Origin of the sequence: Streptomyces sp. NPDC046870, from assembly GCF_040704595.1 — a bacterium.
Classification (GTDB): Bacteria; Actinomycetota; Actinomycetes; order Streptomycetales; family Streptomycetaceae; genus Streptomyces; species Streptomyces argyrophylli.
In genome coordinates, this window is record NZ_JBEYXM010000014.1 from 33,750 (window position 1) to 51,679 (window position 17,930).

Consider the following 17,930-nt stretch of genomic DNA (forward strand, 5'->3'; position numbering starts at 1 on the left):
CGGCCGTGGTTCTCCTTGCATGCGCTGGTGGTCATTCCTTGGTTCCTCCGGCTGTCATGCCCGCGACCAGGAATCGCTGGGAGAACAGGAAGACGATCAGGACGGGCAGGATCGACACGATCGTCCCCAGCGCCAAGGTGGGCAGCTGAACGGAGTCGGATCCCGCGGAGCTGGGGTTGAAGGCCGGGGTGGCGGCCAGGAGTGAGGTGAGCCCGACCTGGATCGGGTAGCCGTCGCTGGAGGGGAGCATCACGAACGGGAGGAAGAAGTTGTTCCAGTTCTGCACGAAGCTGAAGAACGCCACCAGCGCGACGATCGGGGCGGCCAGCGGAAGGGCGACGCGGGTGAAGACCTGCAAGCCGGTGCAGCCGTCGATGCGGGCGGCGGCGAGGATGTCCCGGGGGATGCTCGTCGAGAAGTAGATATAGGTGAGGTAGACGCCGAACGGGAAGAACGACATCGGCAGGATCACCGACAGCGGGCTGCCGATCAGACCGACACTGTTCAGCTCGAGGAAGATGGGCAGCACCAAGGCGGTACTGGGGATCAGCATGACGACGAGTGTCAGCACGAGCAGCGCCTGCCGGAACTTGAACTCCGTGAGGGCGAGTCCGTAGCCGGCGGGGATGCTGACGAGGAGCGTGATCACCAGAGCGCCGATCGCGTACAGCGCGGAGTTCCCGAGCCACGTCGTCACCGCGCCGTCCTGGAAGTCGAACAGCTGATGCCAGTTCGCGGCGAAGGCCGACCAGGACCCGGGAGAGAACGGGTGGTCGACGACGAGCGCCCTGGAAGACTTCGTGACGGCGAGGAGCAGCCAGACGATCGGGACGGCGAAGAACAGAATGAAGACGACGAGCAGGACGCCGATGATGGAGCGCCCGCTCCAGCCGCTCAGGCTCGACCGACGCCGTTCGGTGGAGAGTGCTGCCATGGTCATTCCTTCTCGAAGAGGCCGCCACGGGTCACGAACACCCAGGACAGCAGAAGTGCGACGACCAGCAGGATCAACGAGATCGCGGCCGCGCCGTTGAAGTCGTTCTGCTGGAACGCGTACTGATAGGCCAGTTGGTTGAGCGAGTAGTCGTTGGGCACCACCGCGTTACTGGCCTGGCTGAGCAGCTGTGGCTCGACGAACAGCTGAGTGCCGGCCGCGAGCGACATGACGCCCATGTACGCGACCCACTTGCGCAGCATCGGAACCTGGATCCGCAACGCGATCTGGACGGCGTTCGCACCGTCGATACGGGCGGCCTCGATCACCTCGGTGCTGATGTTGTTGAGGGCGCCGTACATGATGATGATCCACCCGCCGGCTCCGGTCCAGAACGCGATGATGGCGAAGATGGCCGGAAGATGGCCAGGCTGGATCACCTGCACGAAGCTGTCGAACCCCATCGCACTGAGCAGACCGCTGACCGGGCTCGCGGTCGGATCGAGGACGAAGAGCCACAACAGGACGCTGGACGCGCCCGCGAGCGCGCCGGGCAGGTAGTAGACGAAGCGAAGGGTCGTGCTCACCCACCGGACGCCGATGGCATGGACCATCAACGCCAGGCCGACGACGAAGACGACCAGCCCGAGAAGCCAGAAGACGAGATAGACGGTCACGTGCAGCACAGCCGGCCAGAACCGGAAGTCGTCGATGACCTTGGTGAAGTTGTCGAACCCCGCGAATCCACCGTCGGCGTTGGTGAAGGCCAGCAGTACCGCGTAGAGCGAGGGAACGATCCCGAAGGCGATCGTGAGCAACGCGTAGGGCGAGACGAAGACATAGCCGATCGGACTGTGGGCGACGGTGCGGCCGGACGGCCTGCCGCCCTCCCGGCGTGACCGCCGACCCTCTGCGGCGTCGGCGGTCGCCCGGTCACTCGATGGAGCGAGGGTCATCTCACTTCACCACGTATCCGTTGACCTTGGCTTGGTTCTCGATCGCCGTCTGCCACGTCGGAAGCAGGCCCGCGATCGACTTGCCGCCGGTGATACCGGGGGTGATCGTCTTCGCCCAGATCGCCTCCTGGCTGAACGTGGGGTACCCCCAACCATCCCAGACACGCGACGCAGCGGTCACCACCGGCTGCAGCGAGGTGGCGTAGTACTTGCTCGCCTCCTGCTTGGCGATCCACTTCTCGGCGGCGGGGGCGTACGCCGGGTAACCCGGCGCGGCATCGACCTGGTACTCGTCGGCAGTGGTGACGAACTGCACGAATTTCTGGGCGGCCTTCAGGTTCTTCGAATGGCTGGAGATGAACCAGGTTCCGCCGCCCACGTTCCCCGTCACAGCCTCGCTCTCGCCCTTCCACGTCAACGGCGCGGCAACGCCGAGCTGTCCGGCCGGAACGTCGAGCGATTCAGGGTTGTGGAAGATCGCACCGGCGTACCACGCCGGCCCCGGCATCATCAGCACCTTGCCGGAGTACTTCTTCAAGAACTCGGGGGTGAACACGCTGACCACCGGTACGGTCCCCTTGTCGCGGAGGGTGTCCAGCATCGAGGCCGCACGCTTGCATTCGGCCGAACCGGTGTTCACGGTGACGGACTTGGGTCCGGTCACGTCATTGGCCTGGCACTTGCTCGCCCACATGTAGACCTCGGGCGTCCAGGCATCGCCGGCCGTCCCGATGACGTAGCCGGGGTGCTCCTCGGCGACCTTCTCCCCGAGCGCCTGGTACTCCTCCCACGTGGTCGGGAGGGTGTAGCCGAACTTCTCCAGCAGGGGCTTGTTGTACCAGAGCACCGTCTGGGCGAGGTCGTTGCGCAGGCAGTACACGCGGCCGTCCACCGTGCAGGGATCGAGCGAGCCCTTGGTGAAATTGCCGAGCGTCTCCTTCGGGACCAGGCCCTTGTCCAGCACAGCCGCGAACGCCTGCTTGCCGCCGCTCTTCTGGCTGGCCCACGCCGCATCGTTGTTCTGGCTGGAGAAGACGACATCCGGCCAGCCACTGCCGGCGCGATCGAAGAGCTGCATCTTCGTCCGGAAGGAGTTGGACCCGTTGGCCGACCCGTCATAGGTGACGACCTTGATCCTCATGTCAGGGTTCGCCGCCTGGAACGCCTTCGCGGCAGCCTGCCGGTCCGCGTCCACCCAGACGGTGATCGTCGAGGATGCCTCCTGCTTGGCCTCGGGAAAGCCGTACTTCCCGTTCGCCGAGCTTCCTCCGCTGCCGCAACCAGCGAGGGCGAGGAGGGCCGTTGCTACGCCCGTCACGGCGACGGTCGACGCCCTGCCGCGTGAACGCGCCCCTGTGTGGATTCCGACCATGAGATGTCCCTTGTCCTGCCGACTTCGTTGACGACTCCGCGCCGAGGACTGTAGAGCATACGTATGATGTTTGTCACGAGCTCGATACGTCTTCCTGCGAGCTGCTGTGGTCGGTGCGGTCCTCGTGATCGCCGTCGGCTGCGGGCAGGGAGGCAGGGCCTCTCGGCAACTCGGGGGCTGCCGAGGTCGACCCGCGATCAGGAGGCGTCCCAATTTCGCCCCGCCCGCCTGGGATCAAGCCGCTCATGACGGACGCGAGGTGAGCCGTGGCCGGTCGCCGTCGATGGCGCCGGCGGTCAGAGAGCCGGGGTGAGTGGCCGGACACGGGTGTCCACGGTCGGTACCCACTCCCCGGCGGGCGGAGCACCCTCCAGCAGGGACGGGTGGCTCCCGCATGTCCGCGGCACCCGACTGCGGGAGGCACGCCGTGAATTGGCGCCACGCCTGCGGGAGCGGTGGCCAGCGGAACGCACTGCGCGCCCTGTGCGGCGGCACGGTCACAGCCGTCGGTCTCCCCGCCCTCGCCCGTCGCAGGTCGGCTCCCCGGCCCACCTCGCTCGGGACGCCCCGCACACGGCAGTGGTCATGGAGCGCGTGACACCGGCCGAGCACCGACGCCCTGCGCGAGCCGCCCCCCATGGCCCGGAACGCGCCGCGCGACCCTGTCGACACCTGCTTTGCCCGCTGTACGGAACACCGAACGGGTGCGGCAGCGATGGCGCTGGTGATCCCCCGGGGCGGGTGGCGACGCGGCCATGCGGTGGCCGTCTGCTCGCGCTCATCCGGCGCGCCGGCGCACACAAGGTCCTCGGCGCCCCGCCTCGTGGTACACCGGCGCCGAGTGGGCGCCGACGCCCTCCACGGTCCGGAGGCCGCCGACGCTTCGGAGCCGGTGGAACCGCACCCCCGTGGCGTCAGGGCCTCATCGGCCGAGCCAGCCACCGTCGACCGGCAGGATCGCGCCGGAGACGTAGCGCGCGGCGTCGGACGCCAGGAAGACCGCGGCACCGGCGATGTCCTCCGCTGTTCCCCACCGCCCTGCCGGGATCCGTTCGAGGATCGCGCGGGACCGGTCGGGGTCGTTCCGAAGGGCCTGGGTGTTGTCGGTCGCGATGTAGCCCGGGGCGATGCCGTTGACGGTCACGCCGCGTCCGGCCCACTCGTTCGACAGCGCCCGGACCAGTCCCGCCACGCCGGACTTGGCGGCCGCATAGCCCGGTACGTTGATCCCACCCTGGAACGAGAGCAGGGAGGCGGTGAAGACGATGCGCCCGTACTGTGCCTCCAGCATCCGCCGCCCGAGAACCTGGCTGAGTACGAAGGTGCTCGTGAGATCGACTTCGAGCACTTCGTCGAACCATTCCAGGGGATGCTCGGCCGCGGGGGCGCGGCGGATGGTCCCGGCGTTGTTGACCAGGATGTCCACCGGCCGCTCGCCTGCGGCGAGTTCCTCGGCGAAGCGGGTCACCTGCCGCCGGTCCGCGAAGTCGACGCGGTGTCCGGAGAACTCACGGCCGAGCCGGCGTACGCGGTCGCCGATCGCCGATGAGGCCGGATCGAGGGTGGCGGAGAGTCCGACGATGTCGGCGCCTGCGGCGGCCAGAGCCTCGGCGACGGCGAATCCGATTCCACGCTTGACCCCCGTCACGACGGCCAGGCGCCCGGTCAGGTCGTACGGGTTCATGACGCGCTCACCTCGACGAGCAGCTTCATCGCCCGCCCGGTCTCGAGGAGGCCGAAGGCCGATTCGACCTCTCTCAGGGGCACGACGCCCGTAATGAGCTGCTCGGCCGGGATGGCTCCCTCGGCCAAGAGCTCGATGGCGCGCTCGAAGTCCTGGCGTTGGTAGACCCGTGCACCGAGCAACGTCAGTTCCCGCCAGAACACGCGGTGCAGGTCGATCGGCCGCGGTTGCGAGTGGATGGCCACCACCACGAGCGTGCCGCGGACCTTCGCCAGGCTGGTGGCGCCGAGCACGGCGGCGGCCGAACCGGAGACTTCGAACACGACGTCCGCTCCGGCGCCGTCCGTCCACTCCTCCACCCAGGCGACCTGGTCGACCGACGACGCGTCCAGCGTCGTCAGCCCCATCTTCTCGGCGGCGGCCCGCCGGGTCGCGTCGACCTCGGCGACCACGACCTCGACGCCGAGCGCGACGGCAACGATGGCAATCAGCACGCCGATCGGGCCCGCACCGATGACGACCGCCTTGTCGCCTGCGGCGAGTCCGGATCGTCGTACGTCGTGAACGGCCACCGCGACGGGCTCCACGAGCGCGGCGTTGCGCAGCGAGATGTCCGAGGGCAGCCGCACGAGTGTCGACGCCGGCACATTCCAGTACTCCTGAAGGGCTCCCGGGCTGTCGATGCCTATGAAGTCCAGGTTCTGGCAGATGTGCTCGTTCCCCGCACGGCAGGCCGGGCAGGTGCCGTCCCAGGCCAGTGGCATGACGGTCACCGCATCGCCGACCGACCAGCCCTCCACGCCGGCGCCGAGGGCGACGATCGTGCCGGACATCTCGTGTCCGATCGTCGCCGGCCTGCTGACCCGACCGTCCATGTCCCCGTGGAACACGTGAAGGTCCGTGCCGCAGATTCCGACGTAGGCAACGGCGATGCGCACCTCCCCCGCACTCGGCTCGACCGGTTCCTGCTCCTCGACCGTCATTTTGCGGACGCCCGCGTAGCTTGCCGCCAACATACCGATCGACTCCCTCTCGCCATGTCGCAGGCCGCACCGGCCCACAGGGGTGGCGCAGCCTGAGCTGAAACATAATACGTATGCTGTCATGGTAGAACTCGACCTCATGACCAGCAAGCAACCGCCGCGCGACCACGCGCCCACGGAGAAAGCGCTGCCCGTCCGGAGCCTGCGCACCGGGCACCGGCTCACGGAACTGGGTCTGGGCACAGCCCAGTTCGGCAATCTGTTCACCGAGACGACCGACGACGAGTCGTGTCGAGCCGTCAGAACCGCAGCCGAGGAGGGGATCCGCTACCTCGACACAGCGCCGCATTACGGCCTCGGGCTGTCCGAACGGCGCCTGGGGGAGGCCCTGCGTGCGACCCCTCGACAAGGTGTGGTCATCTCCTCGAAGGTCGGGCGTCTGCTCGTCGACAGCCCGGACACGGCTGACCGGCTCGACGACGACGGGTTCGTCGTGCCGGCGACGATGAGACGGGTCTGGGACTTCAGCCGCGACGGGATCCTTCGTTCCGTCGAGGAGTCGCTTGCGCGGCTCGGGACCGACCGGCTCGACATCGCCTACCTGCACGATCCGGACGACCACTGGGGGCCGGCATCGTCGAGCGGGATCACCGCACTGACCGAGCTTCGGGACCAGGGCGTCGTCGGTGCCATCGGTGCCGGCATGAACCAGGCGGCCATGCTGACCGAGTTCGTGAGGCGGACCGACGTCGATGTGGTCATGGTCGCCGGGCGGTTCACTCTTCTCGATCAATCGGCCCTGGACGACCTGCTGCCCGCCGCCCGAGCGCGCGGCGTCGGCGTCGTCGCCGCGGCGGTCTACAACTCCGGGCTGTTGAGCACTACGGCCGTGGACGGCTCGGCGTACTACGACTACGGGGCAGCGCCGCGGTCCGTCGTCGATCGCGCCGCCCGCATCGCAGCCGTCTGCGAGCGGCACGGCGTCGAGCTTCCCGCCGCCGCCATCCACTACCCGCTGCGCCATCCCGCGGTCACCTCGGTGGTGACGGGAATGCGCACCGCTGAGCACGTGCGCAGCAATGTCGCGCGGTATCGGGCGGTGATACCGGAGGCGCTGTGGGAGGAACTGCACTTCACAGGACTCGTTCCGGACCCCGCCCGCACGAGCTAGGACTCCAGGGCCTCAAGCAAACATCGTACGAATCTTGTCGCAAACATCATACGTATGCTAACCCTGTGGCGGGCCTCAAGGCCCCAGTCACAGGAAGCGATCGAACATGACATCGACGTCAGACTCGACACGCTCGGTGAGCGCTCGATGGAGGCGCAGGGCGGGACTCCTCGCGACGCTCGGCACCTGCGCCGTCATCGCATCAGCGCTCATTCCCCTCCAGGCGCAAGCCGCGCCCCGGACGGTGTTCTTCGCGGCGCCGGACGGGAAGGACTCCGGACACTGCAGCCCGTCGCAGCCGTGCTCACTCGAGCGCGCTCAGCACGTCGCCCGCCCGGCGGCCAAGCGGGGTGACGTGAGCGTTCAGCTTGCCGACGGCACCTATCGACTTTCCGAGCCCCTCCGGTTCGGACCCGGCGACGGCGGCGGGAACCACACCATCCACTGGACCGCCGCCCCGGACGCCCACCCCGTCATCACCGGCGCCAAGAAGGTCACCGGGTGGTCCAAGTCCCAGGCAGGCGCGGGCATCTGGGAGGCGGACACCCCCCGCGGCCTCGACACCCGCCAGCTCTACGTGAACGGCGTGATCGCACCTCGCGCCGCCATCCGGCTGGCCAACACGGACGTCACTCCCACCGCAACCGGACTCACCATCAAGAACCCGGCACTGAACTACCTCGCCGCGCTCCCCGGTCAAGAGCGCATCGAGTTCGAGTCCCTCGGCGACTTCACGAACCGCTACTCGCCGGTTCAGAGCATCAGCGGCAGCGAGATCACGATGGCGCAACCGGCGTGGGACAACAACACGTGGGGCTGGGACACCGTCCAGAACTCGTTCCTGGCCGGACCGAGCTGGTATCTCGACAACTCGCTGAGGTTCCTCACCCAGGTCGGCCAGTGGTACGTGGATCCGGGTGCCGGGAAGCTCTACTACAAGCCGGCGGACGGGGTCGACCCCAACCGGCTCGACATCGAGCTTCCCCGCCTGGAGACACTGATCAGCATCGGCGGGACGTATGACAGGCCGGTGACCGGTCTTGCCTTCGACGGCATCCAGTTCTCCGGGACCTCCTGGCTCGGCCCCACGACCGACGGGTACGCGGACCAGCAGAACGGCCTCTTCATCAAGGGCGCCTACAAGTACCGCCCCGCCGACGCCTTCACCAGCTGCTCGCGCGGCTGCGAGATGTTCGAACGAGCGCGCACCAGCTGGTACCAGGAGCCCGCCGCCGTGCAGGTCTCCGCCGCCAGCCGCGTCTCGTTCACCGGCAACACGTTCACCAACCTGGGCCAGTCTGCCCTGGGCATCGGAAATGACGCCAACGCCACGCGGACCGGCGTCGGACTGGGCGCCAGCGACATCGACGTCGTCGGCAACCGATTCACGGAGAACAGTGGTCACGGCATAGCGGTCGGCGGCGTACTGCCCGACGCGCACCACCCCGGCGACCCGAGAATGACCAACCGGGACATCCTGATCGCCGACAACACGATCAACCGCGTGGCGGTGGACTACAAGGACAACAGCGGCATCCTCAGCACTTACGTCACGGACGCCCGCATCCTGCACAACGAGGTCTCCAACGTCCCCTACGACGGCATCGACACCGGCTACGGCTGGGGCATCAACGACGCCGGAGGGTCGAACGACTACGTCGACCGTGGCTACTACAAGTGGAACACGCTGTACACGACTCCGACCACGCTCAAGAACAACCGCATCGAGGGCAACCTCGTGCACAACACGAAGGCACGTTTCGCCGACGGCGGATCGATCTACAACCTCTCCGCCAGCCCGGGAACCGTGGTCGCCAAGAACTACCTGTTCAACATCTCAGGAGTCGGCCTCTACCTCGACGAGGGCTCGCGCTCGATGACGTATGAGAACAACGTGGTCCAGGGCGGATCCTTCCTCTTCACCAACGCATACAGCCTCCGCAACAACACCAGCGACAACGTCATCCAGAACAACTGGTACAACTCGGGTGGAGCCTCGACGCCGAACGCCGCGGCGCACAACAACAAGCTGATCAACAACGTCAAGGTCTCCGGGGACAACTGGCCCGCGGGCGCACGAGAGGTCATCTGCCAGGCGGGTGTCGCGCCGCAGTTCCGGACGTCGCTCAACGCGAACCAGTTCGGCTTCAGCGGATGCGAGGTCGACGCACCGGTGGCAGCCGGGTTCACCACCGCCGGTGGTTCGGCTGTCAGCCCCTACTTCGGCCAGAGCGGGGGCAGATTCGGGATCGCGGCGGCCGGCGCCGACGTATGGGGTGCGGGCGGTCAGCGTGACGACCAGTTCGGTTCGGTCTACCGGGCCGGTGCCTTGGGGACCGGCTCGAGCGTCTCCACGCGAGTCGTCTCGGTCAACGACGCCAGCCCGTGGGCCAAGTCCGGTGTCATGGTCCGCAACGACATGACCAAGGCGGGGGGATCCGCCGGGTACGCCGTCGTCGCGGTGACCGCTCGCAACGGCGTCGTGTTCCAGTGGGACACCGACGGCGACGGGTATCTGGACGCCGATGCCCGCGCCGCTGTCGACGTCTTCCGCCCCATCTGGGTGAAACTCACCCGGTCCGGAACCTCGTTCGGCGCCTCGTACTCCTACGACGGCGCAAACTTCGTCGCGATCGGACAGCCCGTGACATTGACCTCGGCCGCAGCCAAGCAGGACGCCGGCATCTTCTCCACGTCCCATGACGTGAGCCAGGCAGCGATCAACCAGTTCGACGCGGTCGCCGTCACACCGTGACCACGCCGTAGGTGCCGATCACTCAGGCCGCGACAGGTGCGGCCGACCGTCCGTGCGGGACGGGCGTACGCTCGCCCCGCACGGCCCTCTGTTCCTACAGCCGGCGCGGTGTTCACGGGCACTGGGCAAGCCCTTCGAGGACTCGGCACCTCACTGCGGTTCTGTGCGGATCAACACGCGGGATGGGCGGCCGGTGATACCTGTAAGGCGTGGATGATGCGATGTCGGGTTCGACAGCCCTCCTGAGCGAAGCCTTTCCTGTGGATGTCCGTCGCTGCCCTTTGGGCTAGCCGGCCCTTCACGCCTGGGAAAAGGACCACGGTGTGGTGTTGCCGGAGCTGTATCGCACCTTCGTGGCCGGAGAGCCGGGCTGTGGGGGAAGCGGAGTACTGGATGAGCCGGGCCCCTTCGATGCCACCGCACCGCGCCTGTTCGAAGCGCCCTCCCCGTTGAAGGAGGAATGGCAGTGGGAGTACGACTACTAAGAGTTGCCCCGTAACTGTGTTTGTGGGACAGCCGCAGCCTCGTCAGGTGCTGAGGTTCCTCCACAGGTGCCGCTCGTCCAGAGTCCCGAACCGCACGTCTCCATGTGCAAGGTCGACAAGGATGGGCCAGCAGTCCAACAGCTGCTCTCTCGCATCACGCGAGGCGAGGTACTGCACGGAGTTGTAGGGCACGATCAGGAGCCCGTTGCTCTCGCGGACTCGCTGAGTGTCGATGGCGAGAGGCGGCTCGTCATCGCGCTGGCTGCGTGCGAGAAACGCCACCGCGAGCTGCAAGGCTTCGTCCTGCTCCATCATCCGTCTCCAGTCCGCCGGCTCGACGAAGGCACACTAACCGGCCTGGAATGATCTCCGTGTGGCTGGCGTGATCACGGCGTCGGAACCTTCATGGATTGCCCCGTTCACGGGGTTGAGCCCGAGGCAGTTCGGGAAGCTGGTGACGCTTCTGCGGCGCCAGGGTGCGGATGCCGTTCGCAAGGGTTTGTAGACCCTCGCGTTGATCACCCGGCGGTCCTCCACCCGAGGCCGGCCTCTGCCGGCACTGGGTATCAAGGAAGCCAGTAACTCCCACTGGGCATCGGTGAGTTCATGACGACGGATCACAGCCCCATGATCCACCGTCAAACGATCATTTGAAGACGGACCCTAGTGAGCGGGTCTTGGAGCAGTCGTGAGGACGCTCGGGGCCCCGGAGTCTTCCGTGTGGCGCAGTGGTGCTCCGGGGGCTGTTATGTCAGTAGGGCTCGGTATTGAGCCGTCCCGAGTGGAACGGTTCGACCTGGTGGGGCGGGCCGGCGAAGCCGGCGGCCGCAAGCACCTCGCCGAGTGCCGGAAGTGCCGCGACCCGAGATACGAGCGCCGGGTCCACCTCGACGCGGGCCCGGTCGCCGAGGTCGCGGACCCGGAGGTCGGTCACCTGCAGTCCGGCCTCGGCCAGGAGGGTCCGGACGGCCGCCTCGGCGCGGTCGACGCGGGCCAGGCGGTAAGGGGTGACCTCGATGCCGTAACGAACCCGGCTGGCGAGGCACGGTGTCGCCGGTTTGTTCCATGTGGGCAGCGACCAGTGCCGGCTGAGACGGCGTACCTCCGCTTTGGTCAGCCCCGCGTCGAGGAGCGGGGTGCGGATGCCGCGTTCCCGGCCGGCGCGGATGCCCGGCCGGTAGGGGTCCGCGGCGTCGTCCGCGTTGGTGCCGGTGGCCACCGTCTCGAAGCCGTGCTCGTGGGCCAGCGCCGCGATGGTGTCCAGCACCTCGGACTTGCAGAAATAGCAGCGGTCAGGGCCGTTGGCCCGGTAGCCGGGGAGTGCCGACTCGTGGGTGCGCGGGCTGAGATGGGTGACCCCGAGGTCGTCGGCCAGCCGTCGGGCGGCAAGAAGCTCTCCGTCGGCCAGGCTCTCCGACACGGCCGTGACCGCGAGGACCTGGTCGGGCCCGAGCACCCGTGCGGCCGCGGCGAGGACCAGCGCGGAGTCGGCGCCGCCGGAATAGGCGACGGCTACGGGGCCGCCGAGCGCGCGCACACGGTCCGTGAGCCGGTGCTCCAAGTTGGCGTCACTGGGCACGTTCTTCCTCCTGGCTCGTCGTCATCGTTCCCGCTCGGCTCAGACGCAGTGCGCGCACGGCGACGACGCGCAGGGACAGACCCAGTGCGGCGGCCGCGGCCACCACGTCGTCGTGCTCCGGCTTGGCCGCGTACGGACCGTGTTTGACACGTATGGGGTGCCCGTCCACCTCCACCGTCTCGAAGGCGCGCGGCAGCGTGGTGCGGGTGGCGCCGACGCGCCGGATGCCGAGGGCACCGGTCTCGGTCAGCACCAGATCGCGCAGCCGTCGTTCCTGGTGCGGGCTGGTGAGGACGTGCAGGACCTGCGCGGGTCTGCCCTTCTTCATCACCGCCGGGGTCGTCCAGGCGTCGAGGGCGCCGGCGTCCAGCGCCCTGGTGATGACGTGCCCGAGGAGTTCGCCGGTGACGTCGTCGAGGTTGGTCTCCAGCACGACCACGTCCTCGTCCGGTGCGCTGAGGAGAGGGGAACCGAGGCTGACAGAGACGACGTTGGGCCGGTCGGGCAGGCGGCGGGTGCCCAACCCGTAGCCGGTGGCGTCCAGGGTCATGGGCGGGGGCGGGCCGTAGCGTGCTCCGGCGGCGTGCAGCAGCGCGGCGCCGGTGGGTGTCACCGTTTCGCCCGGTAGGTCGCTGCCCGTGACGGCGGCTCCCGCCAGAAGGGCGAGGGTAGCCGGCGCGGGGCAGGGCAGGACGCCGTGCGCGGCATCGACGCGGCCCCGGCCGAGCGGCAGGGGCGCGCTGACCAAGTCGGTGACGCCCAGGGCGTGGAGGGCCGCGGCGCTGCCGACGATGTCGACGAGGGTGTCGTGGCCGCCAAGTTCGTGCAGGTGGACGTCGGCCGGGTCGGCGTCGTGCAGCCGCCCCTCCGCCTCGGCGATCGCGGTCACGGCGGCTATGGCGAGGGCCGCGACGGGCCGGGGGGCCGCCCGGGCGGCCATCTCCAGCACTTCGGCGGCCCGCCGCTCGGTGTGGGGGTCGGTGACCTTCACCTGGATCCTGGTGGCGGCCAGTCCGTGGTCGGTGACGCGCTCGGCGGTCAGGTTCCAGCCGGTCAGACCGGTGGCGGCGACGGCGGACCGGATCCGGTCCAGCGGTGCCCCTGCGTCGATCAGGGCGGCCAGCAGCATGTCTCCGGCCAGCCCGGTGAACGGGTTGACCCAGCAGATCACTCGGCGCCTCCACGGTCTGCCGCCGGCCGGGCCTGGGCGATGCGGTGGACCGCCATGGCCGCGGAGAATCCGGAGTCGATGTTGACCACGGTCACCCCGGCGGCGCAGGAGGCGTGCATGGCGAGCAGCGCGGTGACGCCTTCCAGCGAGGCGCCGTACCCGGTGGAGACCGGCACCGCGACGACCGGGGCGCGGACCAGACCGCCGACGACGCTGGCGAGGGCGCCTTCCATGCCGGCCACCACGATCACCGCGTCGGCCTTCTGCAGCCGGTCGCGCACCTGGAGGACGCGGTCGAGTCCCGCCACGCCCACGTCGTGGACGGCCGTCGTGTCCAGCCCGATGGCCGATGCCACGGCGGCGGCCTCGGCGGCCACCGGGCCGTCGGAGGTGCCGGCGGCCGCCACCACGACGGAGAACTCCCCGGTGGCGGCCGGCCGCCAGGTCAGCAGCCGGGCCTTCTCGTCGTACGTTCCGCCTTCCACCTGCCCCAGGACCGCCGCCGCCGTTTCGGGGGCGACGCGGGTAGTGAGGACGGGACCGGTGTTGTGACGCAGGAGGCCGGTGACGATTCCGGCGATCTGCTCCACGGTCTTGCCGGGGCCGTAGACCACTTCCGGCAGGCCCTGGCGGGCCTCACGGCCGAGGTCGAGCCGGGCGTATCCCAGGTCCAGCACCTCGTTCACGGCCGCCCCCGTCCGATGTAGGGAATGGTCTGCGGGCCTTCCGGCAGGACGCACACGCGGGCGTCCGGGCCCGCGGCGGCCAGCGCCTCCGCGACGGTGGCGGTGATGTCGTGGGTCTGCCGCAGATGGGCCGTGGCCAGCTCCTCGTCGCTGAGGAAGGAGGTGTGCATGATGACGCGGCTGCCGGACTGGATGCGGGCCTGGATCTGTACCTGCCACTGGTCCGGAACCGTTTCGGTGCGCGCGCCGATGTCGGCGAACAGAGCCTGCGGGGACGGCGCGGAGGCCAGCACCCGGCGGTAGGAGCCGTGGTCGGGGAAGCCGTCGCGGCACTCGGCCGCGCACACGATCGTCCCTCCGGGCCGGACCACCTGGTAGGCCGCCGACATCCCCTTGACCGCCTGGTACAGGTTCTGGTCCAGCGGGAAGCCGGAGTTGGTGGTGACGACGACGTCGAACGGCGCCTCGACGGGGCGCATCGCCAAGCGCTTGGCCGTGGCGGTCGCGACCGCGTGCATGGGCAGCAGGTCGCCGCCGAACGCGGCCACGATGTCCTTGTCCCGGTTGAGCACCACGTCCAGCGCGAAGGTGACACCGGTGGCCTCGGCGATGGCGCGCACGTCGTCGTGGACCGGGTTGCCTTGGGTGATGCCCCAGGTGGCGCGCGGGTCTCCGATGCGCGCCGCGTCGTGCAGCACGAGCACGGTCTCCAGCGCGGCGAGCCCGGGGGCGACAAGCTTCGGGCCGCCGGAGAAGCCGGCGAAGAAGTGGGGTTCGACGAAGCCGGTGGTGATGCGGACGTCCGCCTCCCACCACGCGCGGTTGAGCCACACCGGGACGCCGTTGCCGTAGGTGCCGATCCACGCCAGTTGGTCGGTGTCGCGGGCGTCGTGGTTGACGATCCGTACCCCGTCGACGATCTCGTCGCCGAACATCGTCCGCAGCTCGGACTCGTCGTTGCCGCGATGCGTGCCGGTCGCGACGAGGATCACCACGTCCTCCCGGCGGACGACGCCCTCCAGTTCGTCCAGGACGGCCGGGATCATCAAGTGGCGGGGCTGCGGGCGGGTGCCGTCGCAGGCCGAGATGGCCACCGTCTGTCCCGGGCTGACCCGCTCGCGCAGCGGCGGTCCGGCGACCGGGTCACGCAGCGCGGCGCGCAGGACGGCCATCTGGTCCGCGGCTCCCTCGTGATGGACGGGTTCGACGACCGTCGCCGTGCGCGGATCGACCTCGATGTCGAGCCCCGACTGCCCGTAGGCCAGGCGTACTTTCACCGGACCACCCCCACTGAGCCGTCGTCCGCGGATCGTCCCGGCTGGTCGCTCTGGTCCAGTCCGTAGGCGCGTTCCGCCGTCGTGGCGAAGACCTGGGAGCGCTCGGCCGAGGTGAGGCCTGCGGTCAGTGCCTCCGCCGCGCCGACGACCTCCGCGTAGGAGGCGGCCGGCAGGCAGACCGGCCAGTCCGAGCCGAACATCACCCGCTGCGGGCCGAAGGCGTCGAGGACCACGTCGGCGTAGGGGCGCAGGGCGGCCACGCTCCGGTCGTCGGGGTCGGCCTCGGTGACCATGCCAGACAGCTTGCAGAACACTTGGGGCTGGGCTGCCAGTTCACGGATCAGCGACGCCCAGGGCTGGAGTGCGCCCGTGGCGATGGGCGGCTTGGCCAGATGGTCGAGGACGAACGTGAGTTCCGGCAGCTCCCGGACGGTGCTGATGACGGCGGGCAGTTGGTGCGGGAGGACGAGCAGGTCGTAGGCGAGGTTCGCCTGCGCGACCGTGCGCAGGCCCCGGCGCACGTCCGGTCGGCTCAGCCAACCGGGGTCCGGTTCGCTCTGCACCAGGTGCCGCAGGCCGACCAGACGGTCGCCGCCGGGCGCCGCCCGCAGGGCGTGCAAGGTGTCGGCGAGGCCGTCCGAGGTGAGGTCCGCCCAGCCCACGACGCCGGCGACCAGGTCGTCGGCCGCGGCCAGGGACAGGAACTCCACGGTCTCGTCGAGGTCGGGCAGGACCTGGACCAGGACCGTACGGTCGATGCCCGCCGTCAGGGCCGCCGGCGCCAGGTCCGCCAGGGTGAAGTCCCTGCGCAGCGAGGCCATGCCGGGCGCGTCGAGCCATGGGTGCGCGCGGCGCCGCGGGCCGGGGCCCGAGGCGAATCCGGGGGCCGAGGCGGGCCGCCAGACGTGGTGGTGTGCGTCGATCCTGCTCATGATCCCTCTCGTTCGCATTCGAGGACGTCGAGCTCCGTCCACAGCTCTTCGGGGATCGTCGCGTCGGCGTGTGCGACGTTGACGGTGATCTCCTGCGCACTGCGCGCCCCGACGACGACGCCGGTCACGGCGGGGTGCCGCAGCGGGAACCGCAGCGCCGCGGCGGCCAGCGCCACGCCGTGGGCGGCGCAGCGCTCGCTGAGGGCGAGGGCGTGGCGCCGCACCGCTTCGGGGGCCGGCGCGTAGTCGTAGGTGGCGTCGGATGCGAGGTTCGCCAGGATGCCGCTGTTGAAGACCCCGCCGACCAGGACGCCCACCTCGCGTTCGGCGCACGCGGGCAGCAGTTCGTCGGCCGCGCTGCGGTCCAGCAGGGAGTAGCGGCCGGCCACGAGGACGCAGTCGAGGTCCGTCTCGGTGACGAAGCGGGTGAGCATCGCCGTCTGGTTCATCCCGACGCCGATCGCCCGGACCGCTCCCTCGGCGCGCAGCCGGGCCAGTGCCGGGTAGGCGCCGGTGAGGGCCTCCTTCCAGTGGTCGTCCGGGTCGTGGATGAGCACGATGTCGAAGGCGTCGAGGCCGGAACGCTCCAGGCTCTCGGTGAGGGAGCGGTGGACGCCGTCGGCACTGTAGTCGCGGATCCTGACCAGGCCGGGGTCGCCGTGGAAGTCCTCGTCGCCTGGTGCGGATGCGCCCGGCACGAGCAGCCGGCCGACCTTGGTGGACACCGTGCAGTCCGCGCGCGCGTGGCCGAGGCCGGTCAGGAAGGCGCCGAGCCGTCGTTCGGCGAGCCCGGCACCGTAGTGCGGGGCGGTGTCGAAGTAGCGGATCCCTGCCGCCCAGGCCGCCTCCAGCGTGCCGGTGGCCTCCCGGCCGCCGACCGCGGAGAACAGACCGCCCAGCGGTGCGGTGCCCAGCCCGATGCGGCTGACGGTGACGCGGGAGCGGCCGAGGGGGACCCGCTCGGCATACCAGGGGTGCGCCGCGGCGGACATCAGGCCTGCCCGACGACGTGCCGCTGACGGCCGAGCCGGTCGATCTCGGCCTCGACCACGTCGCCGGCCCGTAGGTAGGGGAAGTCGTTGGCGCCGAAGGCCACGCCCGCCGGGGTTCCGGTGTTGATCACGTCGCCGGGGTCCAGCACCATGAACTGGCTCAGGTACCAGACAACGTGGTGCACCCCGAAGATCATGTTCTTTGTGTGCCCGTGCTGACGCGGCTCGCCGTTGACCCACAGCCGCAGCGCCAGCTCCTGGGGGTCCCCGGTCTCGTCGGGGGTCACCAGCCATGGGCCGAGGGGGTTGAAGGTCTCACAGGACTTGCCCTTGTCCCACTGTCCGCCGCGTTCGTGCTGGAAGGAGCGCTCGCTGACGTCGTCGGCGATGGCGTAGCCCGCGACGACGTCGGCGGCGGCGGCCGGGGAGTCCAGGTAGCGGGCGGTGCGGCCGATGACGACCGCGAGTTCGATCTCGTAGTCCGTCCGGGTGCTGGTGCGCGGTATGAGGACGGTGTCGTCGGGTCCGACCACCGTGTTGGACGCCTTCATGAAGATCACCGGCTCCGCCGGGGGCGGGGTCGCGGTCTCCTCGGCATGATCGGCGTAGTTCAGCCCGATGCACACGACCTTGCCCGGGCGGGCCACGGGTGCTCCGGTGCGCTGCCCGCTGATGTCGATGCGTGCCAGGGCTCCCCCGGCCAGCGCGGCGCGGGCGCGCTCCACGCCGTCACCGGCCAGGAAGGCGCCGTCGATGTCGGCGGTCAGCGGGGTCAGGTCGTAGGCGAGGCCATCGGTGTCGAGGACGGCGGGGCGTTCCGAGCCCGCGCGGCCCACGCGCAGAAACCTCATCGAAGTGCTCCTCACTGAGCGAACGTGCCTGCCCGTGGCCCACGGCTGTCGGGGCCGGGCACGGGACTGGTGACGTGTGATGGACGAGGGTGGGTCGTAAGC

Annotated in this window: 15 protein-coding genes and 1 pseudogene; 3 read left to right on the forward strand and 13 right to left on the reverse strand. The window is 69.5% G+C overall.

Annotated features, from left to right (window positions below; translation table 11 throughout):
* Positions 1–31 precede the first annotated feature (31 nt).
* From AB0946_RS26515 to AB0946_RS26535, 5 genes are all read right to left on the reverse strand, one after another.
* The gene (locus AB0946_RS26515) at positions 32–934 is read right to left on the reverse strand and encodes a carbohydrate ABC transporter permease (protein WP_366763145.1); all 903 of its coding nucleotides are present in this window, start codon (positions 932–934) and stop codon (positions 32–34) included.
* 2 nt (positions 935–936) lie between these two features.
* Positions 937–1,890: a sugar ABC transporter permease gene (locus AB0946_RS26520; protein ID WP_366763146.1), complete on the reverse strand. Its 954-nt coding sequence runs from the start codon at positions 1,888–1,890 to the stop codon at positions 937–939.
* A 1-nt stretch (position 1,891) separates the two neighbouring features.
* On the reverse strand, positions 1,892–3,262 hold the full coding sequence (locus tag AB0946_RS26525) for an extracellular solute-binding protein (RefSeq protein ID WP_366763147.1): 1,371 nt from the start codon (positions 3,260–3,262) through the stop codon (positions 1,892–1,894).
* Positions 3,263–4,184: 922 nt separating this feature from the next.
* On the reverse strand, positions 4,185–4,946 hold the full coding sequence (locus tag AB0946_RS26530; protein ID WP_366763148.1) for an SDR family oxidoreductase: 762 nt from the start codon (positions 4,944–4,946) through the stop codon (positions 4,185–4,187).
* Positions 4,943–5,929: an alcohol dehydrogenase catalytic domain-containing protein gene (locus tag AB0946_RS26535; protein ID WP_366763267.1), complete on the reverse strand. Its 987-nt coding sequence runs from the start codon at positions 5,927–5,929 to the stop codon at positions 4,943–4,945. The genes AB0946_RS26530 and AB0946_RS26535 overlap by 4 nt, the downstream gene beginning before the upstream one ends.
* 139 nt (positions 5,930–6,068) lie before the next feature.
* Here AB0946_RS26535 and AB0946_RS26540 point away from each other — a divergent pair, with 139 nt between their 5' ends.
* Together AB0946_RS26540 and AB0946_RS26545 are read left to right on the forward strand one after the other, a co-directional pair.
* Entirely contained in the window at positions 6,069–7,100 is a 1,032-nt protein-coding gene (locus AB0946_RS26540; protein WP_366763149.1) for an aldo/keto reductase, read from the forward strand.
* 355 nt (positions 7,101–7,455) lie between these two features.
* Entirely contained in the window at positions 7,456–9,855 is a 2,400-nt protein-coding gene (locus AB0946_RS26545) for a right-handed parallel beta-helix repeat-containing protein (RefSeq protein WP_366763150.1), read from the forward strand.
* 527 nt (positions 9,856–10,382) lie between these two features.
* Here AB0946_RS26545 and AB0946_RS26550 read toward each other — a convergent pair.
* On the reverse strand, positions 10,383–10,655 hold the full coding sequence (locus AB0946_RS26550) for a YrhB domain-containing protein (RefSeq protein ID WP_366763151.1): 273 nt from the start codon (positions 10,653–10,655) through the stop codon (positions 10,383–10,385).
* A 58-nt stretch (positions 10,656–10,713) separates the two neighbouring features.
* Between AB0946_RS26550 and AB0946_RS26555 the strand changes: the two are divergent.
* Positions 10,714–10,839 (forward strand): annotated as a pseudogene (locus AB0946_RS26555) (IS5/IS1182 family transposase); the annotation flags it as partial.
* Between the two features lie 252 nt (positions 10,840–11,091).
* Here the strand turns inward: AB0946_RS26555 and larE are convergent.
* The 7 genes from larE to AB0946_RS26590 are packed head-to-tail and all read right to left on the reverse strand — an operon-like array spanning position 11,092 to position 17,828.
* Positions 11,092–11,919 carry an ATP-dependent sacrificial sulfur transferase LarE gene (gene larE, locus AB0946_RS26560; protein ID WP_366763152.1) on the reverse strand — a complete coding sequence of 276 codons (828 nt, stop codon included), beginning with the start codon at positions 11,917–11,919 and terminating at the stop codon, positions 11,092–11,094.
* On the reverse strand, positions 11,909–13,090 hold the full coding sequence (gene larC, locus AB0946_RS26565; protein WP_366763153.1) for a nickel pincer cofactor biosynthesis protein LarC: 1,182 nt from the start codon (positions 13,088–13,090) through the stop codon (positions 11,909–11,911). The genes larE and larC overlap by 11 nt, the downstream gene beginning before the upstream one ends.
* Complete coding sequence (gene larB / locus AB0946_RS26570; RefSeq protein WP_366763154.1) at positions 13,087–13,776, reverse strand: nickel pincer cofactor biosynthesis protein LarB; 690 nt, start codon at positions 13,774–13,776, stop codon at positions 13,087–13,089. Before larB ends, larC begins: the two co-directional genes overlap by 4 nt.
* On the reverse strand, positions 13,773–15,053 hold the full coding sequence (gene larA / locus AB0946_RS26575; RefSeq protein ID WP_366763155.1) for a nickel-dependent lactate racemase: 1,281 nt from the start codon (positions 15,051–15,053) through the stop codon (positions 13,773–13,775). Before larA ends, larB begins: the two co-directional genes overlap by 4 nt.
* Positions 15,050–15,985, reverse strand: coding sequence for an amidohydrolase family protein (locus AB0946_RS26580; RefSeq protein ID WP_366763156.1), 936 nt, complete (start codon positions 15,983–15,985; stop codon positions 15,050–15,052). Before AB0946_RS26580 ends, larA begins: the two co-directional genes overlap by 4 nt.
* A complete protein-coding gene (locus AB0946_RS26585) occupies positions 15,982–16,977 on the reverse strand; it encodes an aldo/keto reductase (RefSeq protein WP_366763157.1) in 996 nt (331 codons plus the stop codon). The genes AB0946_RS26580 and AB0946_RS26585 overlap by 4 nt, the downstream gene beginning before the upstream one ends.
* Complete coding sequence (locus tag AB0946_RS26590) at positions 16,977–17,828, reverse strand: fumarylacetoacetate hydrolase family protein (RefSeq protein ID WP_366763159.1); 852 nt, start codon at positions 17,826–17,828, stop codon at positions 16,977–16,979. The genes AB0946_RS26585 and AB0946_RS26590 overlap by 1 nt, the downstream gene beginning before the upstream one ends.
* Positions 17,829–17,930 lie beyond the last annotated feature (102 nt).

Excerpts from the sequence above, each read along its gene's own strand:
- AB0946_RS26515 (WP_366763145.1), bottom strand. The coding sequence starts at position 934 with ATGGCAGCACTCTCCACCGAACGGCGTCGGTCGAGCCTGAGCGGCTGG.
- AB0946_RS26520 (WP_366763146.1), bottom strand. The coding sequence starts at position 1,890 with ATGACCCTCGCTCCATCGAGTGACCGGGCGACCGCCGACGCCGCAGAG.
- AB0946_RS26525 (WP_366763147.1), bottom strand. The coding sequence starts at position 3,262 with ATGGTCGGAATCCACACAGGGGCGCGTTCACGCGGCAGGGCGTCGACC.
- AB0946_RS26530 (WP_366763148.1), bottom strand. The coding sequence starts at position 4,946 with ATGAACCCGTACGACCTGACCGGGCGCCTGGCCGTCGTGACGGGGGTC.
- AB0946_RS26535 (WP_366763267.1), bottom strand. The coding sequence starts at position 5,929 with ATGACGGTCGAGGAGCAGGAACCGGTCGAGCCGAGTGCGGGGGAGGTG.
- AB0946_RS26540 (WP_366763149.1), top strand. The coding sequence starts at position 6,069 with ATGACCAGCAAGCAACCGCCGCGCGACCACGCGCCCACGGAGAAAGCG.
- AB0946_RS26550 (WP_366763151.1), bottom strand. The coding sequence starts at position 10,655 with ATGATGGAGCAGGACGAAGCCTTGCAGCTCGCGGTGGCGTTTCTCGCA.
- AB0946_RS26580 (WP_366763156.1), bottom strand. The coding sequence starts at position 15,985 with ATGAGCAGGATCGACGCACACCACCACGTCTGGCGGCCCGCCTCGGCC.
- AB0946_RS26585 (WP_366763157.1), bottom strand. The coding sequence starts at position 16,977 with ATGTCCGCCGCGGCGCACCCCTGGTATGCCGAGCGGGTCCCCCTCGGC.
- AB0946_RS26590 (WP_366763159.1), bottom strand. The coding sequence starts at position 17,828 with ATGAGGTTTCTGCGCGTGGGCCGCGCGGGCTCGGAACGCCCCGCCGTC.